16 protein-coding genes are annotated in these 26,689 nt (G+C 44.7%); 8 read left to right on the plus strand and 8 right to left on the minus strand.

Going from position 1 to position 26,689, the window contains the following annotated elements; translation table 11 throughout:
• Window position 1: 1 nt before the first annotated feature.
• From NSQ57_RS12910 to NSQ57_RS12940, 7 genes are all read left to right on the plus strand, one after another.
• Complete coding sequence (locus tag NSQ57_RS12910) at window positions 2–1,465, plus strand: DHA2 family efflux MFS transporter permease subunit (protein ID WP_069011926.1); 1,464 nt, start codon at window positions 2–4, stop codon at window positions 1,463–1,465.
• Window positions 1,466–1,672: 207 nt separating this feature from the next.
• On the plus strand, window positions 1,673–3,208 hold the full coding sequence (nikA, locus tag NSQ57_RS12915; RefSeq protein ID WP_081317590.1) for a nickel ABC transporter substrate-binding protein: 1,536 nt from the start codon (window positions 1,673–1,675) through the stop codon (window positions 3,206–3,208).
• Window position 3,209: 1 nt separating this feature from the next.
• Entirely contained in the window at window positions 3,210–4,154 is a 945-nt protein-coding gene (gene nikB, locus NSQ57_RS12920) for a nickel ABC transporter permease (protein ID WP_340955502.1), read from the plus strand.
• Window positions 4,151–5,005 (plus strand): nickel transporter permease, encoded by an 855-nt coding sequence (nikC, locus tag NSQ57_RS12925; RefSeq protein ID WP_340955504.1) that lies wholly within the window; start codon window positions 4,151–4,153, stop codon window positions 5,003–5,005. The genes nikB and nikC overlap by 4 nt, the downstream gene beginning before the upstream one ends.
• An 8-nt stretch (window positions 5,006–5,013) precedes the next feature.
• Complete coding sequence (locus NSQ57_RS12930; protein WP_069011813.1) at window positions 5,014–5,850, plus strand: ABC transporter ATP-binding protein; 837 nt, start codon at window positions 5,014–5,016, stop codon at window positions 5,848–5,850.
• Window positions 5,843–6,685 (plus strand): dipeptide/oligopeptide/nickel ABC transporter ATP-binding protein, encoded by an 843-nt coding sequence (locus tag NSQ57_RS12935; RefSeq protein WP_069011811.1) that lies wholly within the window; start codon window positions 5,843–5,845, stop codon window positions 6,683–6,685. The genes NSQ57_RS12930 and NSQ57_RS12935 overlap by 8 nt, the downstream gene beginning before the upstream one ends.
• A complete protein-coding gene (locus NSQ57_RS12940) occupies window positions 6,652–7,962 on the plus strand; it encodes an MATE family efflux transporter (RefSeq protein ID WP_165146524.1) in 1,311 nt (436 codons plus the stop codon). The genes NSQ57_RS12935 and NSQ57_RS12940 overlap by 34 nt, the downstream gene beginning before the upstream one ends.
• A gap of 121 nt (window positions 7,963–8,083) precedes the next feature.
• Here the strand turns inward: NSQ57_RS12940 and katA are convergent, their stop codons facing one another.
• From katA to NSQ57_RS12965, 5 genes are all read right to left on the minus strand, one after another.
• Window positions 8,084–9,541: a catalase KatA gene (katA, locus tag NSQ57_RS12945; protein WP_029515135.1), complete on the minus strand. Its 1,458-nt coding sequence runs from the start codon at window positions 9,539–9,541 to the stop codon at window positions 8,084–8,086.
• Window positions 9,542–9,831: 290 nt separating this feature from the next.
• Window positions 9,832–10,434 (minus strand): adenylyl-sulfate kinase, encoded by a 603-nt coding sequence (gene cysC / locus NSQ57_RS12950; RefSeq protein WP_029515137.1) that lies wholly within the window; start codon window positions 10,432–10,434, stop codon window positions 9,832–9,834.
• Window positions 10,435–10,493: 59 nt separating this feature from the next.
• Window positions 10,494–11,393: a TIGR02452 family protein gene (locus NSQ57_RS12955; RefSeq protein ID WP_342424907.1), complete on the minus strand. Its 900-nt coding sequence runs from the start codon at window positions 11,391–11,393 to the stop codon at window positions 10,494–10,496.
• On the minus strand, window positions 11,390–11,881 hold the full coding sequence (locus NSQ57_RS12960; RefSeq protein ID WP_029515139.1) for an NADAR family protein: 492 nt from the start codon (window positions 11,879–11,881) through the stop codon (window positions 11,390–11,392). The genes NSQ57_RS12955 and NSQ57_RS12960 overlap by 4 nt, the downstream gene beginning before the upstream one ends.
• Before the next feature lie 28 nt (window positions 11,882–11,909).
• Window positions 11,910–12,815 carry an NUDIX domain-containing protein gene (locus NSQ57_RS12965; RefSeq protein WP_340932297.1) on the minus strand — a complete coding sequence of 302 codons (906 nt, stop codon included), beginning with the start codon at window positions 12,813–12,815 and terminating at the stop codon, window positions 11,910–11,912.
• A gap of 292 nt (window positions 12,816–13,107) precedes the next feature.
• Here NSQ57_RS12965 and NSQ57_RS12970 point away from each other — a divergent pair, with 292 nt between their 5' ends.
• Entirely contained in the window at window positions 13,108–13,410 is a 303-nt protein-coding gene (locus NSQ57_RS12970; RefSeq protein WP_069011801.1) for a hypothetical protein, read from the plus strand.
• Window positions 13,411–13,520: 110 nt separating this feature from the next.
• On the opposite strand, the gene NSQ57_RS12975 is transcribed toward NSQ57_RS12970, so the two are convergent.
• Genes NSQ57_RS12975 through NSQ57_RS12985 form a run of 3 tightly spaced genes read right to left on the minus strand, consistent with a single transcriptional unit; the run spans window position 13,521 to window position 26,414 of the window.
• Window positions 13,521–14,402: a hypothetical protein gene (locus NSQ57_RS12975; protein ID WP_029517521.1), complete on the minus strand. Its 882-nt coding sequence runs from the start codon at window positions 14,400–14,402 to the stop codon at window positions 13,521–13,523.
• Window positions 14,399–22,978: an amino acid adenylation domain-containing protein gene (locus tag NSQ57_RS12980; RefSeq protein ID WP_342426129.1), complete on the minus strand. Its 8,580-nt coding sequence runs from the start codon at window positions 22,976–22,978 to the stop codon at window positions 14,399–14,401. Before NSQ57_RS12980 ends, NSQ57_RS12975 begins: the two co-directional genes overlap by 4 nt.
• A gap of 7 nt (window positions 22,979–22,985) precedes the next feature.
• Complete coding sequence (locus NSQ57_RS12985; protein ID WP_342424908.1) at window positions 22,986–26,414, minus strand: amino acid adenylation domain-containing protein; 3,429 nt, start codon at window positions 26,412–26,414, stop codon at window positions 22,986–22,988.
• Window positions 26,415–26,689: the final 275 nt, after the last annotated feature.

Genomic DNA, 26,689 nt, shown 5'->3' on the forward strand with positions numbered 1-26,689 from the left:
AATGAGTCAAACAAGTTCACCCTCTGAACCCAAAACGTTCAAGGTGCTACCTATTATGATTGCGCTGCTCCTTAGCGGCTTTATTGGGATGTTCAGTGAAACGGCACTTAACATTGCACTGAATGATTTGATGCAGATTTTGCATATTACAACTGCAACAGCCCAATGGCTGACAACCGCTTATCTGCTTACACTCGGTATTTTAGTACCTGTATCGGGATTGCTGATTCAAACCTTTACGACAAGACAGCTGTTTGTTACATCGTTGCTGTTCTCAATAGCTGGTTGTCTCGTTGCTGCGCTTGCACCTACTTTTTCAGTGCTATTGATCGCACGTATTCTTCAGGCCATTGGCACGGCGTTGTTATTGCCATTGATGTTTAACACCATCTTGATCATTTTCCCGGCTGAAAAGAGAGGCGCGGCTATGGGGATCATCGGATTGGTCATTATGTTCGCACCGGCAGTGGGCCCTACCATTGCAGGACTGGTACTGCAAAATCTGTCTTGGCACTGGATCTTCTGGATCTCCCTTCCGTTCTTGGTTCTCTCACTGATTTGCGGTATTTTATTTATGCAAAACGTTTCAAAAACGACCAAGCCCAAAATTGATTTTTTATCTATCCTGTTATCTTCCATTGGCTTCGGCGGTGTCGTGTTTGGTTTCAGTAAATCCGGAGAAGGTGGCGAAGGTTGGGCTAGCCTGATGGTTCTGCTTCCTGTGATTGTCGGTCTGATATCGTTGATACTGTTCTCTGTACGTCAATTGAAAATGAAGCAGCCTATGTTGAATTTGCGTGTATTTAAATACCCTATGTTTGTTATTGGCGTTATTATGGTGTTCCTATGTATGATGACGATCCTTTCTACGATGCTGATTCTTCCACTCTTTTTGCAAAAGGGGCTGGCTCTGTCTGCTCTAACAGCAGGTTTAGTACTTCTGCCCGGTGGGATTATCAACGGCCTCTTGTCTCCTATTATGGGTTCATTGTTCGATAAATTCGGTCCCAAGTGGCTTGTCATTCCAGGACTTGTGATTGTAGCTGCTGTTTTGTTTTTCCTGTCCGGCATTACAACAACATCAACTCTTGTACTCATTATTGTGCTTCATAGCTGCTTGATGATCGGCATTTCCATGATTATGATGCCAGCTCAGACAAACGGCCTAAATCAGCTCCCTATGGATCTATACCCAGACGGAACAGCCATTATGAGTACGCTCCAACAAGTTGCTGGTGCAATCGGTACAGCCGTAGCGGTAAGCATTCTCTCCAAAGGTATGGAAGGCTATTTGAGCCAATCCAGTATGCCTGAATCCGTAAATGAAATGGCCAATGCCATGACAATCGGATCACAAAATTCATTTTTCTTTGCGATGATCATCAGTGTGATCGGGTTGATCCTTGCCTTTTTCATCCGTAGAGTTCATGTTGAACATGGCACTGCCAAAGCTCCCATGCACTAATTCATAATTTTCATGTGATTCCAAATTAATAATATGTGAATAAACTTAAAGACTGCTAACCATATCACTATTGGTTAGCAGTCTTTTTGATATGAATTTACATACACATTCGTCAATTACATATTTACAAAGCACCTTCATTTGGTTACGATATGATTCATGAGTTAAAGCGTAAAAATTACGATTACTATTAAGGAGGACTTCCTGTTGTTTAAACGTTCGTATTTTAAACTATTTATACCTGCGGTAATGGCGGTAATGATGGCAGCCTGCGCTTCTTCTCCGTCAGCTTCACCCTCTCCATCTGCTGCACCACAAGATAAAAGTGTCACCTTATTGTTCAACGTGCAGAGCCCTACTATAGACCCCCATTCAGATGTAAATTACACAGCTGTTCGTGCTGGAGTAAGTGAAACACTGATCAAAGTGAACAAGGATCTTAAGCTGGAAGCTTGGCTTGCAGACAAATGGAACAGCAAGGACGGACAGCACTGGACCTTCAACATCCGATCAGGTGTGAACTTCCACAGCGGTAAAACCGTCAATGCTGCTGCTGTCAAAGCCTCTTTGGAAAGAGCGTTAAAGCTCAATCCATCGGTCAAAAATGCGCTACATATCCGTGATATTCATGCGGATGGACAGATTTTGACCATTACGACAGACAAGCCTTTCCCAGAATTTGTGTCTGAGCTGGTTCATCCGAATACGGCTATTATAGACACCACAGCTACAGGTGACCTCCCATCTGGGACGGGACCGTTCAAGGTTGCCAGCTTCCGTGCTGGAAGTGAACTGAATTTAGATCGCAATGAACAATATTGGAACGGTGAAGTAAAGTTGAAGCATGCCAAATTCATGTTTAACGAAGACGCCAATGCACGTCAGCTTGCTTTTCAAGCCAAAACTGCTGATATTGTGTATCGCCCGCCAATTGAAAGCCTGGAGCTATTGAAAGCTGATTCTACTGTTAAGGTTGACTCGCTTCCTAGTTTGCGAACGCATCAACTTATTTACAATATGAACAATAACGATCTGAAAAAGACGGCTGTGCGTAAGGCATTCGATAACCTGATCAACCGTGATGAGATTGCCAGCGGTATTATGTCCGGCCAGGGAACCCCTGCTCAAGGGCCGTTCTTGCCCGACTTTCCATTTTCGCCGGAATATATTACGAAAAAATTTGATTTAAATGCTGCACGAGAAGGCTTCAAGCAAGCTGGATATACAGTGCAGAACGGAAAAGTTGCAACCCCTGACGGCAAGCCGCTTCAACTTACATTACTAACTTACCAGTCGAGAGCGGAACTTCCACTCATTTCCCAGCTGATTCAGGCTAATGCTAAAGAACTTGGCATTACGATTGATATCCGTCAGGTTGATAATATTGACGAATATCTTACCGCTCATCAGGATTGGGATTTAGCGACTTATAGTAGCATTACAGCCCCGCGCGGCGATGCAAGCTATTTTCTAAATGCGGCTTACATGCCTGAAGGAGCACTAAATTATGGGCGTGTGCATGTACCGGAACTCGCGAGTATGATTTCACAGCTGAACACAACCGTGAATGAGGAACAACGCAACAAGCTGGCGCTGAAAGCTGTCACACTGATTGACCAAGAAAATCTGCAATCCTTTCTGGTCCATCCAAACAACGTAGTGGCCTATCGCGATTACGTACATAACTGGGTAACTAGCCAAAGTGAATATTACTTGCTAACCCAGGACCTGGATGTGAACTAGCATGTTCAAATCCATGGCCAAAAAGTTTCTTGAACTAGTTTTGTTCTTTCTTATTCTTTCCTTTGTGAGCTTCTGTCTGCTTAAGCTTGTTCCGGGCGATCCCGTCCGGAGCATTCTCCGAGTCGATGATGTAGCTGTGTCCAATCAGCAAATTACGGATATGCGCAGCCAACTAGGGCTGGACCAACCATTACCTGTGCAATATGGTAAGTGGCTGGTTCAGTTGCTTCAGTTTGATTTTGGACAATCTTATTTAACCCATCGTCCGGTATTCACAGAGTTTATGGAAAAACTGCCTTATACGCTGCTGCTGACCGGAGGCTCTCTGTTCATTTTGCTGCTAATAGCTCTACCCTTGGGAACGATGGCTGCGCTCTACCGTAACCGCTGGATTAACAGCGCCAGTCGTGTGTTTGCCTTAATCGGCTCCTCGATTCCCAGCTTCTGGCTGGGGCTTTTGTTTATCGAATGGTTTGCAGTTAAATTGCGCATTTTGCCGTCTATGGGTGAAGGAACCGCTTTTCATTTGGTACTCCCTTCTCTTACCTTGGGATTGGCAATGGCGGCCGTTTATGTACGAATGATTCGCGCAAGTCTGATTGAAAGCTCGGGGCAAGACTTTATCAAAGCGGCGCAAGCGCGTGGAATCAGCCCCATCCGCATTTTTTTCAGACACATGCTTCGTCACAGTCTAGTTCCACTCATTACGGTATTCAGTGAGAGTATAGGCAGTCTACTGGGAGGCACAGTCGTAATTGAAGTGCTATTCGCCTATCCGGGGCTGGGAAAATGGATTGTGGATGCCATTGCTGCAAGGGATTACCCCATAATTCAGGGCTATACCGTATTTATGGCTGTATTCATTGTATGTATCAATATTTTGGTAGAGCTGTCCTACCGTTGGGTCAATCCTGAAATCGCTTTGAAGGAGAAACGTTTATCATGATAAAATCCGTACATGCGGAAAACGGGCAGCTCACTAGAACGCGATTGTCCAAAACATGGATCGTGTCGCTCTCCATCCTGCTCATTCTTTCAGCAATTACAGTCGTTCCGTTTCTTGTACCGCAAGATCCGTATCGTATCCAGATGGGGAATCGACTACAATCGATCAGCGCTACGCACTGGCTGGGAACGGATCATTTGGGCAGAGATGTACTATCGAGAGTCATAGCTGGACTTCGGACGACTGTCGGAACCAGTTTGTTGATTTTGGCAGTTTCGCTGGTTGTCGGGGTCCCTCTTGGTCTGCTTTCAGGATTTATTGGAGGCTGGATGGATCGTGTATTCAAGCGGGTGGTCGATGCCTTCATGACATTACCAGATTATATTTTTGCCATTGTGCTAAGCGGTTTGCTCGGACCAGGCTTAGTAAATCTTATTTTCGCGGTAACTGCGGTAAAATGGGTTGGTTATGCACGCCTGGTGCGTAGTACCGTGCTGGCAGAAAAGCAAAAGGATTACATTTCGTTATCCATACTGGCGGGTACCTCCTCCCTGCGGATTGTCATGCGACATATTCTCCCCCATGCATTAGGGAATGTTCTTGTGCTGGCTACGCTGGATGTCGGCAAAATTATTTTAATGATTGCCTCCCTATCTTTTTTGGGCTTAGGTCCACAGCCACCAATTCCGGAATGGGGTACTATGTTGAATGAAGGACGAGCGTATTTTCAAATGGCTCCCCACCTGATGCTGGTTCCTGGGATAGCTGTCGTGCTAACCGTGCTACTGGCAAACGTATTTGGAGATAAACTACGCGACCGTTATGATGTTAAAACCCGGACAGAGGAGTGAATTGGCACATGCTGACTATTGAAGGCTTAACGATTCGGACCAATGTAAAAACGATTGTAGAGCAACTGGAGCTTGCCGTTCGTCCGGGGGAATGGTGTGCTCTTGCCGGCGAAAGTGGTAGCGGCAAAAGCATGACGGCGTTCGCTATCGGCGGCCTTCTCCCCTCTTCTGTTACAGCGGAAGGTATCATTGCGTGGAAGGACAATAATTTACTAGATCTACCCGCTAAACAAAGGCGCTCTTTGCTTGGCAGTGAAATATCCTACATTTTTCAAGACTACCACGGGGCTTTCACCCCCTTTCTGCGTGTAGGCAGCCAACTGGACGAGCTGATGCGCGCCCATGGCAAGCAAGATCGCAAGGCGCGCAAGCAGCGCTGTATCGAGGTGCTGGAGCGCGTACAGCTTCCCGCCGAGCGTGTGTACCGCAGCTATCCGTTCCAACTCAGCGGCGGTCAATTGCAACGGGTAGCTATTGCGGCTGCACTACTACTGGAGCCGAAGTTACTTATTGCCGACGAGCCCACAACGGCGCTGGATACGCTCACAGCTCATCGGGTGCTGCAGCTCATTGACCAAATCCGGACGGAAACGGGTATTTCCGTCTTGTGGATCACTCACGATCTGCGTCATGTACGCAAGTATGCAGATCGAATCGCAGTGATGCGCGAAGGTTCACTGGTTGAAATAGGTGAAACGCAAGCGGTGCTGAACCATCCGGACCACCCGTATACTCGTCGTCTATTGGCAGCTATTCCGCCGCTGTCTCCGGGCGCTCCAGCACGTTTACCTTACAACAGCACTGAAGAACAGGACGCAATGGAAAGGAGCGCTGCACATGAATAATCAAGCCGCCTGCGCTCAGCGGCAAGACACGTCTAATCCTGTCGTGACCGTCTCCGGTTTGACGAAGGCTTACACTGGAGGCAAAACGGTGCTGCAAAATGTTGCTCTGTCGATCTCCCCTCGAGAATGTCTGGGCATTGTCGGGGAAAGCGGCAGTGGGAAAAGCACACTCGCTCGCTGTATATTGACATTGGACCCATTTGATCAAGGTGAGCTTAGACTAGATGGGCAGTCTATCCGGGGATTAAAGCGGAGCGAGTTAAAACGGATTCGCAGCAGGCTGGGTGCAGTTTTTCAACATCCATCTGCGGCTTTGAACCCCAGACTAACCATCCTGCAATCCCTGCTGGAGCCACTGGACCAGCTTAAGTACTATGTTCCTTCTTTTATGACGGGTATGTCCTCAGAACGTCGGGATATAGCAGAACATTTGCTTGATATGGTAAAGCTTCCAGCCAGCTATCTGGACAAGTTTCCACATCAGCTTAGCGGTGGGGAAAAGCAGCGTGTAACCATCGCACGTGCCATCAGCACAGAGCCGGATTTTATCGTATTGGACGAGCCAACAGCAAGTCTGGATGTGACCACACAAGCCACCGTTTTAAATCTGCTCAAGGATTTGCAGGATGAGCTAGGATTGGCTTATCTGTTTATCTCACATGATCTGGCGGCTGTGCACTTTATGAGTGATCGAATCATGGTCATGAAAGAAGGCAGTGTGCTTGAGCATTTTCCCAAGGAAGCATTATTTCATTCGGATCGCCATCCCTACACACAATCATTACTGGAGGTTTTTTCAACATGTTGCCTTCCCACCGAGCCTATCTTGCTTTAGCTATCCCTTTAATTATTTCGACGATTACAACCCCGCTACTCGGTGCGGTGGATACAGCTGTAATCGGTCATTTGAGCGATTCCGCGTATTTAGGCGGTGTAGCGGTGGGCACTCTTATTTTCAATACTTTATATTGGCTGTTTGGCTTCCTGCGAGTCAGCACATCAGCTTTCACGGCCCAAGCCGCGGGGGCACAAAATAACGACCAGGGCATAGCTGCTCTCATGCGCCCACTGGCCATTGCTTTACTCATTGGTGCGGTATTCATTGTGTTACAAAAGCCCATTCTGTTAGCTTCTCTGCAGCTAATCCATCCAGCTCAGGATGTGGCAGCGCAGGCAGCAATTTATTTTAACATTCGTATCTGGGGAGCCCCTCTTACATTGGTGAACTATGTGCTGCTCGGCTGGCTGATGGGATTATCCCGTGTGAAGGCTACATTATTTTTGCAAATTACAATGAACGTAATCAATATGGTATTAGCTATTGTATTTACACAGATGATGCATTGGAATGTCACTGGTGTAGCAAGCGCTACTCTGATTGCGGAGGCTCTTGCATGTATATTGGGTCTCGTTCTGGTGTTCCGCTCATCGATTTGGAGAGAATGGAAGCAAAGCGGACAGATGAATTGGCGAGGATGGTTTGGAGCTTCAGAGTTGAAAAGTGTCATGGCAACAAACCTTGATCTTATGATCCGTACAGCCTGTCTGCTGACGATGTTTAATCTGTTTACGGCGCGCAGTGCGAGCTTTGGAACCGATCAATTGGCGGCAAACGCTATTTTGTTGCAGATCCATTACATTATGGCTTACTTTTTTGATGGGTTCGCCAACGCCAGTAGCATCATGACAGGTCAGGCTCGGGGTGCCGGGGATCGTAAAATGCTGCAAAGGGTTATTCACTTGTCCTGGTTCTGGACACTGGTGACCAGCGTAGTGACAGGAGGATTGTATTTCGCACTGAAAGAGCCGCTTATCTCACTATTTACGGACAATGCTACAGTGATTAGCCTTACAGGCCCTTATAATGGGTGGCTTGTGGTCTTTCCGCTGGCAGCCGGGCTGGGACTGGTATTCTACGGTGTGTTTACGGGGATGACGGTAACGTATCCGATCCGTAATTCGATGCTGATTTCATTGCTCTGCTTTTTGATCGCTCTCTTCTGGTGCGTTCCCCATTATGGGAATCACGGACTTTGGCTATCCTTTATCGTATTTGCACTAGGACGGTCACTGTTTCTTGTAATCTATTTACCTCGCTTGCAGAGGATATAGCAGCACCTGATTTACATCGCTCTCAAAAACAAAGGATGTCCCATCCACCATGTACGTGGTGTTGGGACATCCTTTTATTATTTATTCATACGGCTTTCAGGTTAGGAGTTTGCAGATACCTCTACTCGCCTTGAGGAACGGTCAAGCCTAAACCTTCGGCTACACGGCGTCCGTATTCAGGATCAGCTTTGTAGAAATGTCCGATCTGACGCAGTTTGATTTCATCACTTTCTACGGGCTTCATCGCATTTACGATGTTTCGGACCAGGCGTGCACGCTCTTCTTCACTGAGCAAGCGGTATAGGTCGCCCGGTTGTGTGTAGTGATCATGATGATCGTAGGCTACACTTTGAGCTTCGCCAGACACTTCAAAAGGAGCCATTTTGTGCGCAGGTGATTCTTTGGGTCCACCGAGACTATTAGGCTCGTAATAGACAGATCCTCCGCCATTGCTGTCACTGCGCAATGCACCATCGCGTTGGTAGTTGTGAACTTCCGCATGCGGACGGTTGATCGGCAACGAATTATGATTTGCACCTACACGGTAGCGATGTGCATCGCCGTAGGCAAACAGGCGTCCTTGCAACATTTTATCCGGGGATGCCTCAATACCAGGAACAAATGAACCCGGGGAGAATGTCGCCTGCTCTACCTCAGCAAAATAGTTCTCAGGATTGCGATCCAGCACCATGCGTCCAACCTCGATCAGCGGGTAATCCTTTTGAGACCATACTTTTGTCACATCAAATGGATCAAAGCGATACGTATCTGCATCTTCTACCGGCATAATCTGCACATGAAGTTTCCATGCAGGAAAATCACCTTTTTTGATGGCATTAAACAAATCTTCTGTATGATAATCCGGATTTTCACCAGCAATTTTCGCAGCCAAATCCACATCAAGATTTTGCACACCTTGCTCTGTTTTAAAATGATATTTCACCCATACTGCCTGTCCTTCGGCATTTACCCACTTGAACGTGTGACTACCGAAACCATGCATATGTCTAAGAGTAGCTGGAATACCGCGGTCAGACATTAGAATACTTACCTGATGCAGCGATTCAGGAGATAAGGACCAGAAATCCCAGACCGCATTCGGGTTTTTCAGATGGGTTTGGGGATGGCGTTTTTGCGTATGAATAAAGTCAGGAAATTTAATGGCATCCCGAATAAAAAACACAGGTGTATTATTGCCCACGAGATCATAGTTGCCTTCTTCTGTATAAAACTTCACCGCAAAACCACGCGGGTCGCGTACAGTATCGGACGAGCCCAGCTCACCCGCCACTGTAGAAAAGCGAATAAACATCGGTGTACGCTTGCCCACCTCAGACAAGAAGCTTGCTTTTGTATATGCAGACAAATCATTAGTAACTTCAAAATATCCGTGTGCTCCTGCACCTTTTGCATGAACGACACGTTCCGGCACACGCTCCCGGTTAAAATGTGCCAATTTCTCCAGCAGATGCACATCCTGAATTAGTGCGGGACCCCGCGAGCCTGCTGTGATCGAATTTTGATTATCTCCAACAGGAGCGCCCCAGCTTGTAGTCAGGTTCGTTGGTTGGTTACTCATGATTGAAATCACCTCTTGAATGAATTGGTTGACTATGTGTCTTTCACTATAAATTGTGCGCAAACAAAAATCAATACTTTTTTATAATTATTATAATTTAGGATTTAGAATTAGTTTAAAATCATAAATAAAAAAGCAAGCCCTATAAGGCTTGCCGTATATGCACTACTGTATTTATTTACTAATAAGTATGCTTCCATTTTCACGTTCTGTAATGATTCCTTTGATCACTTCTCGAAGTTTTGCCATTGAGGCTTTCAGACAATATTCATATAGAATTCATCATAAAATCATAAAAGTAGCTGCTTGCTATCGAGAAAATCCAAGATATCCTGAACCGACGGGATTACCTCCCGCCCTTCAGTGGATACGATTAGATCCGGTTCCAACGGTGCTTCATAAGGAGCATCAATCCCCGTAAAATGATGAATTTTTCCGGCGCGCGCTTTCTTGTACATTCCTTTTGGATCGCGTCGCTCACATTCCTCCAGGCTGCACTGTATATATATCTCATAGCAACCTTCTTGCTTTAAAATCTCCTTTACCATTTCACGATCTTCACGATAAGGGGAAATGGTGGCGCAAATGGTTAGGACACCCGCATGTGCCATTAGCTTTGCAACTTCAGCAATACGACGAATATTTTCTTTACGGTCAGCGGGTAGGAAACCTAGATTCCGATTTAAACCATGCCGAACATTATCCCCATCCAAAATAAACGTGTGTATGCCTCGTGCATATAACGCTTTTTCAAGTGTGGAGGATACCGTTGATTTTCCCGAACCAGACAGCCCTGTAAACCAAAGCACCGGACTTTTATGGCCATTCAAAAGCTGACGCGCTTGCTTATCAATATCGGACACATGCCAGGTTATATTCGAAGATGGTTCCATTCAGCACCTTCCTTTTTCATGGGATATTATAGTAAACGATTTAATGCACTGCCTTTACTTCAAGAAAGAACATTTTTAAAGCTGTTTAAAGTATGTTGGTCTGCTTTGTGATCCAACACTGCAAAAACAATCCGGTCAAACAGCAAACCATATCCTTCATCTACAATCACTTGCTTGAACCAGAGGGCAACCTCTTCCGGCTTATTGCGGAATACCCCGCAACCATAGGCTCCCAGCACAAGATGTTCTACGCCGTTTTGCTTAGCTATTCCAAGAATGTAACGGATTCGCTCCAGCATCACTTCACCAATCCGATTCACCTGCTCTGGCTCCCGTTCTCGCACCACTCCAGCATTTACAGCAGGTGCGGTCAGGAAATCGACTTGATACGGCTTCTCCAACAATGTTCCCTGATCATCCCGAAATACCGGAACTTCAGGCGAATAAATCATATAATCTGAATAAAAACAGCTCCGCAGCTTCCGATTATGTCCATACATCTCTTCCATTTGTGAAATGCAAGGATACAACGCTGACGAACGAGCCAAGCTTTCCTCTTGAGCCTGGCTGCCTCCGAGAAATCCACCTCCCGGGTTTTTGGCTGATGCAAAATTCAAACACGCCACGTGGGTCAGCTTCTCCTCTACCTGGAGTCTGTATGCCGCCTGTAACGTGCTTTCTCCCGTAACCTCCAATTTTGCAATGATCCTCTGTTCGTCTATGCGAGAAGAAGGCTCCAATATACTTTTTAATCTTTGCTCTGCCTCTTGTTTTACAGTTACCAGCTGAGAAGGTGTATATAACTTCGAGCCTGTGACCGCATTCCCTATGTCATTTGTCATATTTACTTGAGCCTGTTTGTTATTCGTATAATACCCATGTTCCAAAATGGATAGTGTTTCCTGCGCCATATGCGACCGGGCATCTCGGTTGCTCCGGGAATTCATTGTATTTTTCATGATGACGATTCCTCCTTTTGCAATACATCCTCACGTAAATTCGTCAATATTTCTCCTAGCCAGTTCGTGCCACGCCATAGCTTGCGGTTCCGTATACGAGCATCGTTCTCAGCTAAGCCTACACCCCAAATGGTGTCGGTTGGACTAGCCTCAACCAGAGTGGTTCCTTTCGTTTTAAGCAGGTGCTTGAGCAAATTCGGATTTTGTGTAAACTTGGCGTAATTACCGTCATACACAAATTGCCGGCAATTGGCCTCCCACAAGGATTGGTCAAATCCGCGCACACTGCGGCCGCGGGCTTTTTGTTCCCTTGGAGTAGGGGCTTGCATAATTTTCAAGGCCGCCTCTTCATCCCCAAAAAGCTGTGCTTTTTTCAACATCATATATTGCTCGGCACAGTTAAACTCCATTCCATCCACGACAAAATCAGAAGGATACCATTGCGAAAATGGCGAATGACTGCGATAAAAAAACGTAAACTTTTCCATGATGATTCCTCATTTCATATTCCTTATGTTACATAAAACGCGACCGAGGCTTAAATCGGTATAACTTGGATGGACGGTGTCCGGCCGCTTTTCTATACTCATTGGTTTCTTCCACGAGATCAGCTATTTTGCGACGAAAAGCTGCGGCCAACAGCTCCTTACCTAGAATAATTTCATACACCTGCTGAAGCTCACTTAGTGTAAATAGAGCCGGCATCAGGTGAAATGCGATATCTGTGTATTCTATTTTGCTGCGCAGACGCTCTATACCGTACGCAATAATTTTGGCATGATCAAAAGCAATTCCCTGTGACTCCAGCACTTCTCGCTTGATTTCAATGGTTCTTCCCTTAAGAATTTCAGTTATTTTTACTTTGGCTGACAGATGGATGTCCCCATGCTTCAATGTGATGTCAATGTCTTGTTCCCATGTGTAACCTTCCGGCTGATTCGTCCGCGTCTCCTGAGCTACGCTGTAATCCAGCTCAAACCATTGGGCATCAGCGGCATCATCCCCCGCCTGTACCTCCAAGGAATCGTGGTCAACTAAAGCCATGTAAGCGCAACTGATCACCCGCATACGTGGATCACGTCCCACATCTCCCCAAGTATATAGCTGCTCCATATAAATCTGATCCACATTCGTTTCCGTTTTAAGCTCGCGTCGTGCAGCTTCTTCCAGACTTTCATCTATGCCTACAAAACCACCTGGCAACGCCCATTGTCCTATATAGGGATGCTCCCCTCTTTGGATCAAAAGAAGCTGTAGGGTCTTCTCCGGCAGCTTACGGTAATTTTGTTGGAGCTGATCCATTACCGTAAATAGCAGCATATCTACCGTTACGGATGGGCGCTCATATTCACTCGCATCATAAGCGGCCAAAAATTCCTCTTCCGTCAAGCCACTGTAATTATGTTTCAATCCATCTGTCACTTGCGTCACCTACCTGTTCATATATGGGTATTTCATCGCTTTTGAGTCAAAAGTGGCGAATGCTCTATGTAACTTTTAATTTGAATCAATTGATAAAAACAAAATGTTAATATCAATACAATAATATATAAAAACTGCTTCGTCAATAGGGTGTATAGACCTATTTTTAATCGTTTGATAGTACTATTAGACTGTTTACTGAATTTCACTTGTTGCTTATTGTCATATCATGTATGATGTTTTGGTCAATATAGGAAACACAACATACTAATCACGTAGGGAGAAGATCCAATTGTCTAACCAGTTTAATCCGCAAAACAATCAACAAGGAGCACCATCCAGACCAGCCCCTGTGTACCCGCCTCCAGTCTCATTCAAGGAATGGATGATCAGTTTACTTCTGATGGCTATACCGGTAGTTGGACTTATTATGCTGTTTGTGTGGGCATTTAGCGGCTCGACTAATCCGAGCAAAGCTAATTACGCTAAAGCAGGCCTTCTTTGGGCCGCTATTGTAATCGTGATCTATATCATTATGGCTGTTGCTCTGTTGCCTGCACTCATAAGTTCATTGAATTCAAGCAGCTACTATTGATTCCAAGTACATAGCAAAACAACCTTCCGATAAATCAATCTGATACATCAGAAGGTCTTTAAACTAAACTGCCGACCCCGTCGGCAGTTTTTATTTGATCTCTTTTCCCTTTAATTGTACCAAAGATCATCTGTTTTAAGTTCCTGTAGACTGCTCAAAAACGATTTTGAGTTATCAACATAAAGTTCAGTATCAATATAGTACAGCTTTTTATCATGTAAGCATTGATCAATATACTCTGCATTTAAAATACTTTTATCTTCTACATTGGCGGCAAAAGCTTGCAGTTTGGGAAGCGCGGTTTTCTGATATTCAAGCCATGAATGATGGAATCCAGCTGGCTCCTCCAGACAATAAATGTCATGATACAGCGCTTCAGCAATCCCTTTCTTCCTGAGATAGTCGGGTAAGAAAGGCATACTTTTGAAGTACCGGCCGGTCATGGCGAACACGCGATAGCTCCAATAAGGAGCACCGTGATTAGATTGGCAAAAAAGATTCAGGAAGAATACAGAGTAGTGCATTTTAATTGTAATAACTTGATGTTTCTTCACTTCCGAAACAATACGATCCGCCATCCGGTTATCAATGATCTCATCAAAATCAGCCAAAATGATCACATCATCATCCTCAACCTTATCCTGCAAGATAGAGGTACTCTTGTTTCTTTGGCAAGCCTCATTATGAAACGCACTGTTATGGCTGAGCAGACGCCAGTACCAGCGGTCAAAGTTGTCCGCACCGCAGCTATCCACATCAAAGTACAATGAGTGCTTCTCAGGTTCACGAAACAGTTGATCCGCATGAAATGGATGATAAATGACCTTGGGACCAACATAATCTGGATTAAAGTTCCGAGGCTTATCTAAATAGCTGAACGTCTTGTTAGCTTCGATCACGTGCAACTCATCAATCCAACCGGAATTTTCTTTTATTTTAATATCTGCAATGCGATTTTCATTGAAAAATGGACAAAATTCATATATTTTCATAATCTGAAGCTCCCCTCCGCTATCATGGTATATGGGCGAACACTGATGCTTTGGCACAGATGTCTGGATATGAGGCGTATTAGCTCAGCGATCGTCTGATCCTTATAATGCAGTGAACTATAATAGCAGGTTAAACTTAATCTGTCGCATCTAAGATCTGCCGTCATATTTAACTTGTAAGCAGAGGGATTGTCCGCCGCGTTCGTATTTCCGTAAGATATGGGTAAAGGCTCAAACAAATCATCAGCTATCCCGTTCATTTCCTCTGATTGGTAATGGAAAAGCATGTGTGTTCCGTCCCTTAGTGGTTCCTTATCTAGATAAATTCCCTGTATCATATGTCGTAAAATAAAATAATCCAAGCCTTCAGATGGAATATGCCGCAACGTATGTGTGATATGTCTCAGTGCCGTTTCCCAATTCCCCAATAGTTCTCCTTCTGGGATCTGAATTCGAAGGGGGTATGCACCGGCAAAAAAACCGATAGTACGATCAATCATAATACCCGGCAAAAAAGACTCACGTTGATAAGACATCACATGCAGCAGCAAATCCGATTGCTTTTTCAATTGGAAACAAGCTTGTGACAACGCCGTCAGTAAGATGCTCAGTGGAGTAGTATGATGCTTCATAGCCAATGCCTTTAGAAGAAGAATATGCTCCTCTCCTTCAAGTAAATCATACGTTATAGTTCTCATGTGTCGGTGAAGAGGCTGTATCTCCGATTCCCTGTCAACCTGTAAAGATTGGCCGCCTTCCACAACCTTACTCCAGAAAGTGGATGCTTTAGGAAAAGGGTCCTTTGCCGCATATTGCGACAACGCTATGCACCAATCCCGATAACTGCTTTCCTTCTCCTCCGCATGTAACGCCAAATCACTCCTTTTTCCCGGCAAGAGAAGATGTCTCAACTCTTCTAAAAAAATGTTTATGGAAATCCCGTCAAAAATTAAATGATGGAACAGAAGTAATATCACCTGTTGTCTCTTTTCGCAATAATGGTCAAACAACACAACTTTCCATAAAGGTCCTTCCTTGATATCGAATTCATGCTGCACTTTCGAGCAGTATTCCGAAATGTAGGCGTCATGTGATCCCGAGATCATGTGCAAATCTACGTAAGAAACTACCTCTCCTGCACTTATTTTCTGCTCAAACTGATACCATTCATCATCCAGTTGAGCAAACGACAGCCGCAACGCCGCATGTTTGTTCAATAGTGGTTCAATCGACGCGTTCAGCAATTCTGTAGGAATGTAATTCTTGAGCCGAGCCAAGTAAGGTACATTAAACATGTTATAATTCACGAGATCTCTTTGGAAAAAACGTTTTTGTACAGCAGACAGCGGAAATCCGTCATTCGGGTATTCTTTTCTTATAGACTGATATGGGATATCCATGTTCGGACAAAGGTCAGTTGCTGTATCCGTCATTGCATTGATCAATGAGAGGGCCAAACGTTCGATCGTCTGTTCGCGAAATATTTGGTTGACCGTAACCGGATATCCGCTTTTTTGCAGCAGGCTGGCTATTCGCAGTGCATGGAGCGAATGGCCTCCCAACGTGTGAAAATCTTCATTCTTGCCAATGTAATCAAGCTTCAGGACCATGCTCCAAACTTCTTCTATGGTTTGCTCCAGTTCAGTCTTCGGTCCAGCATTTGCTTCCTTATCGCTGCTATGGATTTCAGGTAAAGGAAGATTTTTACGATCGATTTTCCCGTTAGCCGTTAATGGGAACGATTTCAGCCAAACGTAACGAAACGGTAACATATAAGAAGGAAGACCTTCAGCCATAAAAGTATGAAGCTGCTCCACTCGTTGCTCCTCTTCCGCTGTATAGTAAGCGATCATCCGCAAATCGCCATAAACCTCCCGGATAAAGACCAGACATTCTTTCACTACAGGATAGCTGCTAAGACGGAACTCGACTTCTCCGAGTTCGATTCGATAGCCGCGAAGTTTCACCTGATCGTCAGCCCGTCCGATATACTCGATATTCCCGTCTGGCAGCCATCTCGCCCGATCTCCCGTACGGTATAGAATTGAATTCGTACCTCTTTCACCATCTTTGGCAGAGCGATATGGATTCGGTGCAAACGCATGCTGTGTCAATTGGTTTTGCCGCCAATACCCCCTTGCAACCCCGTCTCCTCCCACGCATAATTCCCCGATTGCTCCGACAGGCTGAACACGGCCCCGTTTGTCCAGAATATAACAAGTTGAATTACTAATGGGCTTGCCAATAGGGATATTCTGCTCAAAAGGCTTGTCGATCCGGTAGCTCGTCGAAAAGGTGGTGTTCTCCGTAGGACCGTATACATTGAGAATCGAAAGTTCCGGATTGGCAAGACGGATACGATTGATATGCTTAACCGACAAAACTTCCCCACCTATGAGCAACCATTGGAGTCTAGCAAATATCTTTTCATTTTCTTCAATCCAGTGATTACACAGTGCAGAACTTAGCCATAGTGTATTAATTCTCCACTCCTTCATCAGCTGCTCCAGCACATGTATATTTAGAAGATCATCTTTTGAAACTACAAACAGCTGTCCTCCATTCAGCAGCGTCCCCCAAATTTCAAACGTAGAAGCGTCAAAAACAGGCGAACCTGTATAAAGCAATCTGATATCAGAAGAAAACGGAAAATAACAGGTGTTTTTGACCAAGCGAATGACATTGCGATGTTCCACCATAACGCCTTTCGGTTTTCCTGTCGATCCGGATGTATACATTAGATAAGCAAGATCATTTGGAGCAATCATGTTCTCCTTCTCTTCTTGTTCCACAACTCCATTTTGGTCAAAATACTTTGTATCCATCAGTATTAAACGGATTCCCTTACAGGCTTCCGAGATACGTTCCGCTCCTTCCTGTGAAGTGATAATGGTGTCCAGTCCAGCGTCCTTGATTAATTCGCGGGTTCTTGCTGCCGGATAATCGGGGTCAATGGGAACATAGGCATATCCCGCTTTCATGATCGCCAGGATGGAGACAATGAATTCAAGAGAGCGCGGCAAGTAAACTCCAATAAACTTTCCATGATTGTTATCATCAGCATCATCCGTTAACATCTTGGCAACGTGCTGGGACATGAGGTTTAGGGTGTGGTAGGACATAACCTGATTGTGCGCAATTACTGCAGGCTGTGAAGACCGCAGCTCCGCTTGCTCTTGGAATAGATCAATAATTGAACGCTCTCTGGGATATGCTGTATACGTATTGTTCCAGTCGTAGACGATTCGTTCATATTCATCCTTGTTCATGAAGCAAACGTCTCTGACGTTGTAATTCGGGTATTCCAGCACATATTCCAGCGTATTTAGCAGATGCTCTGCCAGTCGACAAACCGTTTCTTGGTTCAATCGATCTGCATCATACATAAACTTGATGGTGATCTGTTCCCCGTCATTGGCAACGGTGATCGTCATTGGATAATTCGTTTTCTCTCGTTCCTCCATAGCTGACATCTTCAATTCATTTTCTAGTTGCCGATAGTCGTTCAAATAATTTTCGAATGCTACGATGCTGTAAAACATGATATGTCCTTGAATACCAGTCCAGCTCTTCAGTTCATTCAGACTCACATAGCTGTAGTCATTTAGTTTCTGAATGGTTTGGTGCAGCTTTTGTACATATTCAGTGATGGTTTGCTCGACATTCCAGTGCATGACCAAAGGCAGCGTATTAATCAGCATACCTGTGATCTGATCCGCTTTTGCAAGATCCGATCCCCTTCCGGAAACGACCATACCAAATATGGTTGTTTCCGCATCTTGATAGACTTGTAGCACTTTACCCCATGCAAACTGCACCAACGTATTTAGCGAAACTTGCGCTTGCTGAACAAAATCAGCGATCCGCTTGGTTCGTCTCGGATCAATACAAAGAGTCTCGATCTGCTGGTTCTCAATCGGTTGATGTGCCTCGGGAAGTATGCCCTTCTCTATCGGTAGTTGGGTTGGCTCCGTTACGTCGGCTAAATATGCCTTCCAGAATAACTCGGCCTCTGTGCGATCCTTATTGTTTAACCAACGAATATAAGTTTCATAAGAACGGGTCAAGCTGCGCTGTGGCATCCGGTTTTGCAGGCTACAAGCATAGAGCTCATGAACTCGATTTATTAGTAGCGGCAGGCTCCAACCGTCCAGCAAAATATGGTGGTAGCTCCAGATCATCGTCCATTCGTTTGAAGCAGTCTGAATCAGTGTTATGCGGAATGCAGGCTGACTCAGATCAAAACGGCGATTACGATCCATTGTCATCCAGCGTTCGATACACTCTTGTTGCTGCTCTGGTTGCTCTACTTCAAAATCCAAAAATGTCCAATCCCATTCTGCATTTCGGATAATACATTGTATGGGCTTGTCCAACGCCTCCCAAATGTAGCAAGTCCGCAAGCTATCATTTTCAGAAATAATGCTGTTCCAGACTTCCCGGTAACGGTCAACCTCTAGCCTACCATGATATTTCCAACTAACCTGCACAAAGTATTGATCGGAACTAGGATGATCTAAATAATGGAACAGCAGTCCTTCTTGTAAGGGACTTAGGTACATCATTTTATCCAAACCATATTGCCAATGATATGTCTTTACGATCTCGTCAAGCGAATGTTGTTCCAGTGACACGGATGGAAAATCACTAGGTGTGAACTCTTGGTGTTCAGTCCGGCTACAATGTTCGATAATAGCAAGCACACGTGTTATAAAAGTATCTAACAACTGAGTAATGGTGGTTTCTTCATAGTGACGTTTGCTATATTTCATAAACAAATGCAGCTTGCTATGAACAATGGAACAGTTGAGTTCCAATAGGCTTGTTCCATGATTAAGCGGCGAGCTATAATCCTGTGCTGCGTCACTTGTAAACCCTAACCACTGGTTTAATTCGCTCGCATTCCCCTGATCAAACTGGCCCAAGTAATTGAAAAGAGCCTGAGGTTCAGAAGCTGATAACTCGGAACGGACTTCTGTATTCGGATGGCAGTATCTCAAAGCGCCATATGACATGCCGCGGTGAGGAATACAACGCAACTGCTCTTTGACAGATTTAATCGTCGCTCCCAAGGGGGAACTGTCCGTAATCTGAATGCATACCGGAAACATGGAGGTAAACCAACCGATGGTTCTTGTCAGATCTATATCGGATACAAAGTGCTCACGTCCATGGCCTTCTAAGCGAAACGAAATCGTCTTCTGCCCAGACCAAGCGGAGAGCGCCAGGGACCAGGCTGTAAGTAGCAGGTCGTTAATCTCGGTATGATAAGCCTGAGAGCAATGGTGCAAAAGCAGTTCCGTATCGTCAGGAGTAAGCATTGTAACTAATTCCGAAGACTCACTGCTCTTTTTACGATCCGGGTAATGGTCTACTGGCAGTACAAATGCTGTAGTTTGATGCTGTACTTTTTTCCAATATTCAATATGACGTAAAGTATCTTTATGTCTAGAATAACTCATCAATGCAGAATGCCACTTCTTGTATGGATTTAAAACGGGAGGCAACGCTGTACCCTGATACAATTGATACAATTCCTGAACCAATATTCTCCAAGACACTCCATCAATGACCAGATGATGTATAGTCATAAACAGACGGGCTTTACCGTCAGGGTGGCCTTGAATTACTCCTGCATACATCATGGCGCCCGTCTCATAATTCAATTGTCTGTTCCACGTATCACATATGCTTGAAATTTCGGATTCGGGATAATCGACTTGTTGAAGGGTGTAGCTAGCCAGTTGAATGGAAGCATCCTTTCGGTAGCGCTGCGAATACGCATGTTCCTTGACTACGATCTCCATCGACAGCTCTGGATGTAATCGAATCAATTGATTAATGGCGGTTTCCAGCTTCACAGGATCACAATCACGGAGTACAAACAGCTGGGATTGGTTGAATATATGCGGCTCTACAAACTGTTGCTCGAAAAACCAGTGCTGGATCGGTGTCAAACCAAATTCGCCTGTCAAGTCAATGCTGAGATCTTCCTTTTGATCATTGTCTGTCCAAGTAACCACAGCAGCTAATTTCTGAATGGTTGGATACTCCGCAACTTGTCTTGGAGTAAGCATGATACCATGATCCCTGGCCATAGATACGACCTGAATGGCAAGAATTGAGTCTCCCCCAACCGCGTAAAAATGGTCGTTAACCCCGATATCTCCTCTTTTTAAAATCTGCCGCCAAATCCAAAGCAAGCGCTTTTCGAAACCGTCCTCGTCTGCTTCCACAATTTCATCAGCTTGATTAAATAAGGTACCCCTCGGATCAGGGAGAGCTCCACGGTCGACTTTACCGTTTGTATTTACTGGAACTGACTCCAGATAACAAAAATATGAAGGAACCATATAAGCTGGTAATACAGAGTTTAAGTGCTGTGTCAGATCGGCCTCTTTCAGCTCTTCTACAGCAGTATAATAGGCCACCAGTTTATGGTAGGCCCCGTCCTTCCAGGCTTGAACGACACATTGACCGATGTCAGGATGTTGGCGGAGCTGATGTTCTATTTCACCTAGCTCGATACGATACCCTCTGATTTTAATTTGTTCATCACTACGGCCGATAAAAACCAATTCACCATCCGGCGTCCATTTCACAATGTCCCCGGTTTTATATAGCCGCTCACTGTGTGGCGGATATTCACTGCTAATTACAACCTCTTTGTGAACGAACTGTTCCTGAGTCAGTTCTTCACGATTCAAATATCCTCTGGCAAGCCCTATGCCGCCCACCCATAATTCACCGGGAACGCCGACAGGCACAGGACTGCCGAATGGATTCAAAACGAATAAACGTTTGTTATAGACGGGTTTGCCGATTGTAATTTCTTTTCCCGGTCTGCAGACGGAAGTAGAACAAATAATCGTCACTTCGGTCGGCCCGTAAGCGTTCACGAATCGTCTTCCTCTTCCCCAATAGTCCACAATATCAGGCGTACAGGGTTCTCCAGCAGATACAATTGTCCGCAACCTTGGCAGTTCTCTATGTTTCATCGTTCGCAGCACAGATGGCGTTAGCATCGCAACGTGGATATTTTTCTCTTCAAGAATATCTGAAATGTCTGCATAAGGAGGCAGTTCCTCGTCTGACAGAACAACCACTGTTCCGCCTACTGATAGCGTGCCGATCCATTCATAGACTGAAGCGTCGAAACTAATGGAGGCGAATTGCATGACTCTTGAATCTGAGGTGATTCCAAACTTTTCAACAAGATAAGGGATCAACGTAACCAGACCCGCGTGTTCAATAAGGGTTCCCTTCGGTTTTCCAGTAGAACCGGATGTGTAGATGACATAAGCGAGATCATTCTGTGTAACCTTGATCTTCAAGTTTTCGTAGGGATAGTAGTCCTGCTGCACCAAGCATTCATCCACACAAATCAGCGAATATGCTCCCCTACCCATTTGAGAAATATATGGATTTAGCCTACTTACTAATTGGCTGTGCGTTATAATCATTTGGGCCTGTGCATCTTCTAAAATAAATCGCAGCCGTTCCCCAGGATATTGGGGATCGATCGGAAGATAAGCAGCGCCCGCTTTCATAACTCCAAACATCGACGGGATCACATCTGCGCTTCTATCCAAGACGATGGCAATCAGCGTGCCGGTCGGCAGAACGCCATGCCCCTGTATCGAATACGACTCTAAAATCATGCGGCTGATTTGATTTGCCCGGTGATTTAACTCATAGTAGGTCAGCTTCTGCTCTCCAAACTCTAAAGCGATTGCATCGGGTGTTCGGCTAGCCTGCTCCTCGATCAATTGAACCACAGTTTTATCCAAAGGATAGGCTTGTTCCGTATCATTCCATTGTTGCATCTGTCTGCGTTCTCTTGTGGTCAGCATGGGGTGAAATAGTACCGTCTTCTCCGGAAGAAGGAGTGCATTTGCCAGCAGTGTTTTGAAATGGCCTGCGAATCTAGCGATCTGCATTTTTCCGAAACGGCTGCCATCATACTGTATTGCGCACTCCAATATATCCGGGTCATACCGGTAGCAGAGCGCGATTTCTGGCTGATCTATACCGTAAAGGGGAGGGGACTTTTCCGCATTTAAACTTGGAGAAGGAAAGTCACCATAAATCTCTGCGATACACACATTGAAGAAATCCTTCCCTGCCCCTGATGGAGGATCAACTTTAGTTTGCTGCGAAAAATCCTCTCTCAATTCGTCGCTACTATGTTGTTTGTTCCATTCCATTTGTATCCTTTGTATCAAAGAGAGAAGATGATCTTCCTTCTGTATATGAATGAGTAATGGATAATCCAGACGACATTCTTTCCCTTCCTTGTCTGATACCACGGAATATAAAACAGGCAGAGCGTATTGATTGGAGTAATGGGATAGCAGTACGGACCATATGGCTGTTATAAAAGAAGGCATACCCAACTGATGATGCTGTACAAAACCCATAATCGTTTTGACCTGTCTTGTCCCCAAACGAATCTTGTAAAGTGCTTGATCATCGCCTTCGGGCAATCCGGCATTTCCTTTTTGCTGAGAAAATAAAGGCAAGTAACGTCGCGGCCTATCAGAACTACTCTGATTAGATGTATTAGCTGATTCCATCACGTTATTAAACCTCCCCTATCCGGGATGCCATACCGGCAGCTTGATAAAATGCAGCCCTGACTTCCTCAACCTCTATCTCGTAACTGCATCGTATAGAAAAAATAAGGCCGTCCGTGTAGGAAGAAGCAATGCAATTGAACAGTGAATAGATCGGCAGCGGATTGGGTTGCTTTATGATAGTTTCATCATAATAATTGCTGTATTTTGAGTCTGCCTTAGCGCTGTTTCCTAAATAGTTAAACATGAATAAGTCTAGTTGCTCGTACTGCTTCCCAAACTGTGCAAGTGTCCTGGCACGTTCCCACTTGTCTTTGTAATCAGGACTTGTAAGAAGATGCATAAAATTAATCGTATGGTGTTTTAATAATTCCAGTCTGCTTCTGACAGACTGCATCATTTCATCCGGATTTTGTTTCAGTTCGATCAGCATAGGTACAAAATCAATAAATTCACCGGCCGTGTTATAATAAGCCGCCTCCTCGTACCTTCTTCCATCATATAAAAATAACAATGGTAGCTTATCCATACCTAAATAAGTTTGCAAGCCCCTTGTATAGACAGAAAGCGCAAACTCCAAAGAAGGATTTTCAGCAGGGATGCTTACGTTAAACAGGTAGGCTTCTGTGCACGTTCGAAGATTTGGTGCCTGGAAGACATTTTGCTTGCTTTTTTGGAACGCTTCCAGATTAAAGGCTGATATCAATTCTTGTTCCGTAATTCCTTTCGGTCCACTTTGGATTAGATTGACATACTCCACATAGGGCTTCACTTCATCCGTAGGAAGGGGTCGATTTTGAAGCAGACTCCTGTAGTAAGCAACCAACTGTCTTTCAGCTACTTCCGAGGTCACCCGATCGCATATCGCATGATGATAAATAGTTATGACATAATGTTCACGAAGGTTTCGTTTCAGCACAAACATGTGGAACAAAGTATGTTCTTCGGCGAAACGGGTGTTCGTAACATAATCATTTATCATGTCCGTAATGGGACCACATGGGTTGTAATCCGACACATCAATGATGTTGAGTTTTGGTAAACCATCGCTAGAAGGTACGTATTCCCTCCAATAAGTCCATTCATCTCTTTGGACCGGGACACTTCTCAGTAATCCTTGACTTTGTACAAAATGAGCGAAAGCCTGATCCAAAAAATCGTAATTCACGCACTCATCCAGCCTAAATATACCTAAACTTGGAGGTGTATCAAACGAAATTTGCATTTGCTGAATTCCACTTAGCGGATATTCTTGTGCCACTGCTCCTGTTTTAATCCACTGATCTTTTTTCAAATAATCGTTTTCCAGAAGCTTGCGTAAACCTTCCACCTGATCCAGATCCATGCTTTTTAAGCCCAGACGTTGGAAAAATACCTCTTCATCCATGGTCCAGTATAGATCAGCCATTTTAGTTTTTTGATGCAGTGGTACAATGTAGTGTGGCAGTAGCTCTTGAGTTATTTTCCCGTCCATGATCCGCATGATATGGTTAACGTCAGCCACCGTGTCGCAGTAAAGCACCTGAATATCTCTAACTTCGTGAATAAAATCCCTTACTTGGTATTTCACCAGCTCGTAAACACCATCTGTTTCTTGGTGAAGCCAAGATATCAACTCTTGAGTTGTTTTTATGATGTCCTGTTGCTTTTCGGACCCTACAATATTATTCTGAGTTGAATGAAGATAATCAGCGAGTGCCCGAATCGTTTTATAGTGGTAAATGTCTGTTAAAGTGGCGTGATATCCTGCACGCTCCATTCTCGACATTAATGTAAGCGCATGAATAGAATGCCCACCGAGGTCGAAGAAGCTATCTAAAACACTGAACTGCTGCACACCCAATACATCCTGCCAGATGTCCATCAGCTTCGTTTCCAGTCCTGGCTTAGGAGACACATATTCTGCTCCACCATGCATATTCTCTTCAAGGGCCAACAGTGCCTTGCGGTCCAGCTTACCATTCAGTGTCAATGGCATTTGTTCTAGTTGTATATAAAAAGATGGAATCATGTAATTCGGCAGCTTTATAGAGAGAGCCGTTTTAATTTCATCTGCTGTCAGTTTTTTGGTCGCCGTAAAGTATGCTTCCAGTTGCTTTTGACCGGCCTCCTTTTCACGGGCAATAACTGCCGCTTGTTGTATATCATCTACTTTTAATAAATGCGACTCTATTTCCCCAGGCTCAATTCGATAACCCCGTATTTTCACTTGATCGTCGATCCGGCTGATATATTCGATGTTTCCGTCCGCTTGCTCTTGCACCAAATCTCCGGTTCGATACAACCTGCCTCCAGGTACCCATGAAGACTGAATAAACCTCTCTTCTGTCAGCTCTGGACGATTCAAATAACCTTTAACTAATCCATCGCCAGCGATGTACAGTTCACCTGCAACTCCCTGTGGCAGAGGATGCTGCTCTTGATCCAAGATGTAAACCTTCGTGTTGCTGATGGGTTTGCCGATCGGTACGGTATTTGCATTTTCGTCCAAATGATCGATATGATAATAAGTAGAAAATACCGTGCTCTCCGTCGGTCCATAGACATGAATTAAGCGGCCCGGACCTAGACGGGCAAACGCTCTACGCACATGGCTGACTGAAACCTTCTCACCACCGAATAGCAAGGTTTCAATTGTTGCAAAGCAATCGGGATCCACATCCACCAATGCATTAAAAAGTGCTGTCGTGACGAAGCATTTCGTGATCTTTTGTGTCCGTAGGACGCTTGATAGCTCACGTGCATTCATGGTTTGATCTTGTGAGTTCAAAACGAGAGTGCCTCCGTTAAGCAAAGCTCCATAAATACCAAATGTAGAACCATCGAACGAAAAACTGGCCACTTGTAATATCCTATCTTTTGTCGAGAATTGGATGTAATTCGGCTTTTTAACAACACGTGTAATATTGTAGTGCATCGTCAGGGTGCCCTTAGGTACGCCTGTAGAGCCAGACGTATACATAATGCAAGCAAGGGTGTCGGAACCTTGCTTAGATGAGAGATTCCCTGTTTCTTTCCCATAGTTCCGCTCGTCCATCAAATCCAGTACAACACTGGCGAGTTCTGTTTGCTGGTGGATTGGAAGCCGGGTCAGCAGGAGATTTGCACCAGAATCCGTCAGCATATAGCGTATACGTTCCCTCGGGTATTCAGGATCAATCGGAACATAGGCTCCCCCAGCTTTTAAAATCCCGAAAATTCCGATGATCATTTCCAATGAGCATTCGACCATAATTCCGACAGCCTCGTCTTGTTCTAAACCTTTAGCCCGCAAAACATGTGCTAGTTGATTAGCCTGTTTGTTCAGATCAGCATACGTCAAGTGCTTGTCCCCAAATACAACTGCTATGTGATCCGGTGTGCGCTCAACCTGCTCTTCGAACAGTTGATGAATCGTTTTCTCACGCGGGTAATCCGCTAACATACCGTGTACCATGCTTCACTTCATCTCCTTCTCCTATTAACTTTTTTAAAGATGGGAAACTTTCTTATGAACCAATGCTAAAAAAGGTATATGTGCCACTTAGAAGTGATTTCTGGATAGGCAGTTGGATGAAGAGAATGAAGACTACAGGGGATAAACTATAATCCCGATATTACATTAGGTTGGGTATTTAACTGGAGAAAAAGAAATGACATCAGAGCTTGTTTTTTGACTGAAAATTTCTTTAAAATAAGTATATAGCTACTTTTTGCTCTACAATAAAATAC

The organism is Paenibacillus sp. FSL L8-0502, from assembly GCF_038593055.1.
Taxonomy (GTDB): domain Bacteria; phylum Bacillota; class Bacilli; order Paenibacillales; family Paenibacillaceae; genus Paenibacillus; species Paenibacillus polymyxa_D.

Bases quoted from the DNA above. Each gene is read 5' to 3' on its own strand.
- NSQ57_RS12985 (WP_342424908.1), bottom strand. From the start codon at position 26,414: ATGGTACACGGTATGTTAGCGGATTACCCGCGTGAGAAAACGATTCAT.
- NSQ57_RS12910 (WP_069011926.1), top strand. From the start codon at position 2: ATGAGTCAAACAAGTTCACCCTCTGAACCCAAAACGTTCAAGGTGCTA.
- NSQ57_RS12980 (WP_342426129.1), bottom strand. From the start codon at position 22,978: ATGGAATCAGCTAATACATCTAATCAGAGTAGTTCTGATAGGCCGCGA.
- NSQ57_RS12955 (WP_342424907.1), bottom strand. From the start codon at position 11,393: ATGAAAAATACAATGAATTCCCGGAGCAACCGAGATGCCCGGTCGCAT.
- katA (WP_029515135.1), bottom strand. From the start codon at position 9,541: ATGAGTAACCAACCAACGAACCTGACTACAAGCTGGGGCGCTCCTGTT.
- NSQ57_RS12975 (WP_029517521.1), bottom strand. From the start codon at position 14,402: ATGAAAATATATGAATTTTGTCCATTTTTCAATGAAAATCGCATTGCA.
- NSQ57_RS12940 (WP_165146524.1), top strand. From the start codon at position 6,652: ATGTTGCCTTCCCACCGAGCCTATCTTGCTTTAGCTATCCCTTTAATT.
- NSQ57_RS12930 (WP_069011813.1), top strand. From the start codon at position 5,014: ATGCTGACTATTGAAGGCTTAACGATTCGGACCAATGTAAAAACGATT.
- nikC (WP_340955504.1), top strand. From the start codon at position 4,151: ATGATAAAATCCGTACATGCGGAAAACGGGCAGCTCACTAGAACGCGA.
- cysC (WP_029515137.1), bottom strand. From the start codon at position 10,434: ATGGAACCATCTTCGAATATAACCTGGCATGTGTCCGATATTGATAAG.
- NSQ57_RS12935 (WP_069011811.1), top strand. From the start codon at position 5,843: ATGAATAATCAAGCCGCCTGCGCTCAGCGGCAAGACACGTCTAATCCT.
- nikB (WP_340955502.1), top strand. From the start codon at position 3,210: ATGTTCAAATCCATGGCCAAAAAGTTTCTTGAACTAGTTTTGTTCTTT.
- NSQ57_RS12960 (WP_029515139.1), bottom strand. From the start codon at position 11,881: ATGGAAAAGTTTACGTTTTTTTATCGCAGTCATTCGCCATTTTCGCAA.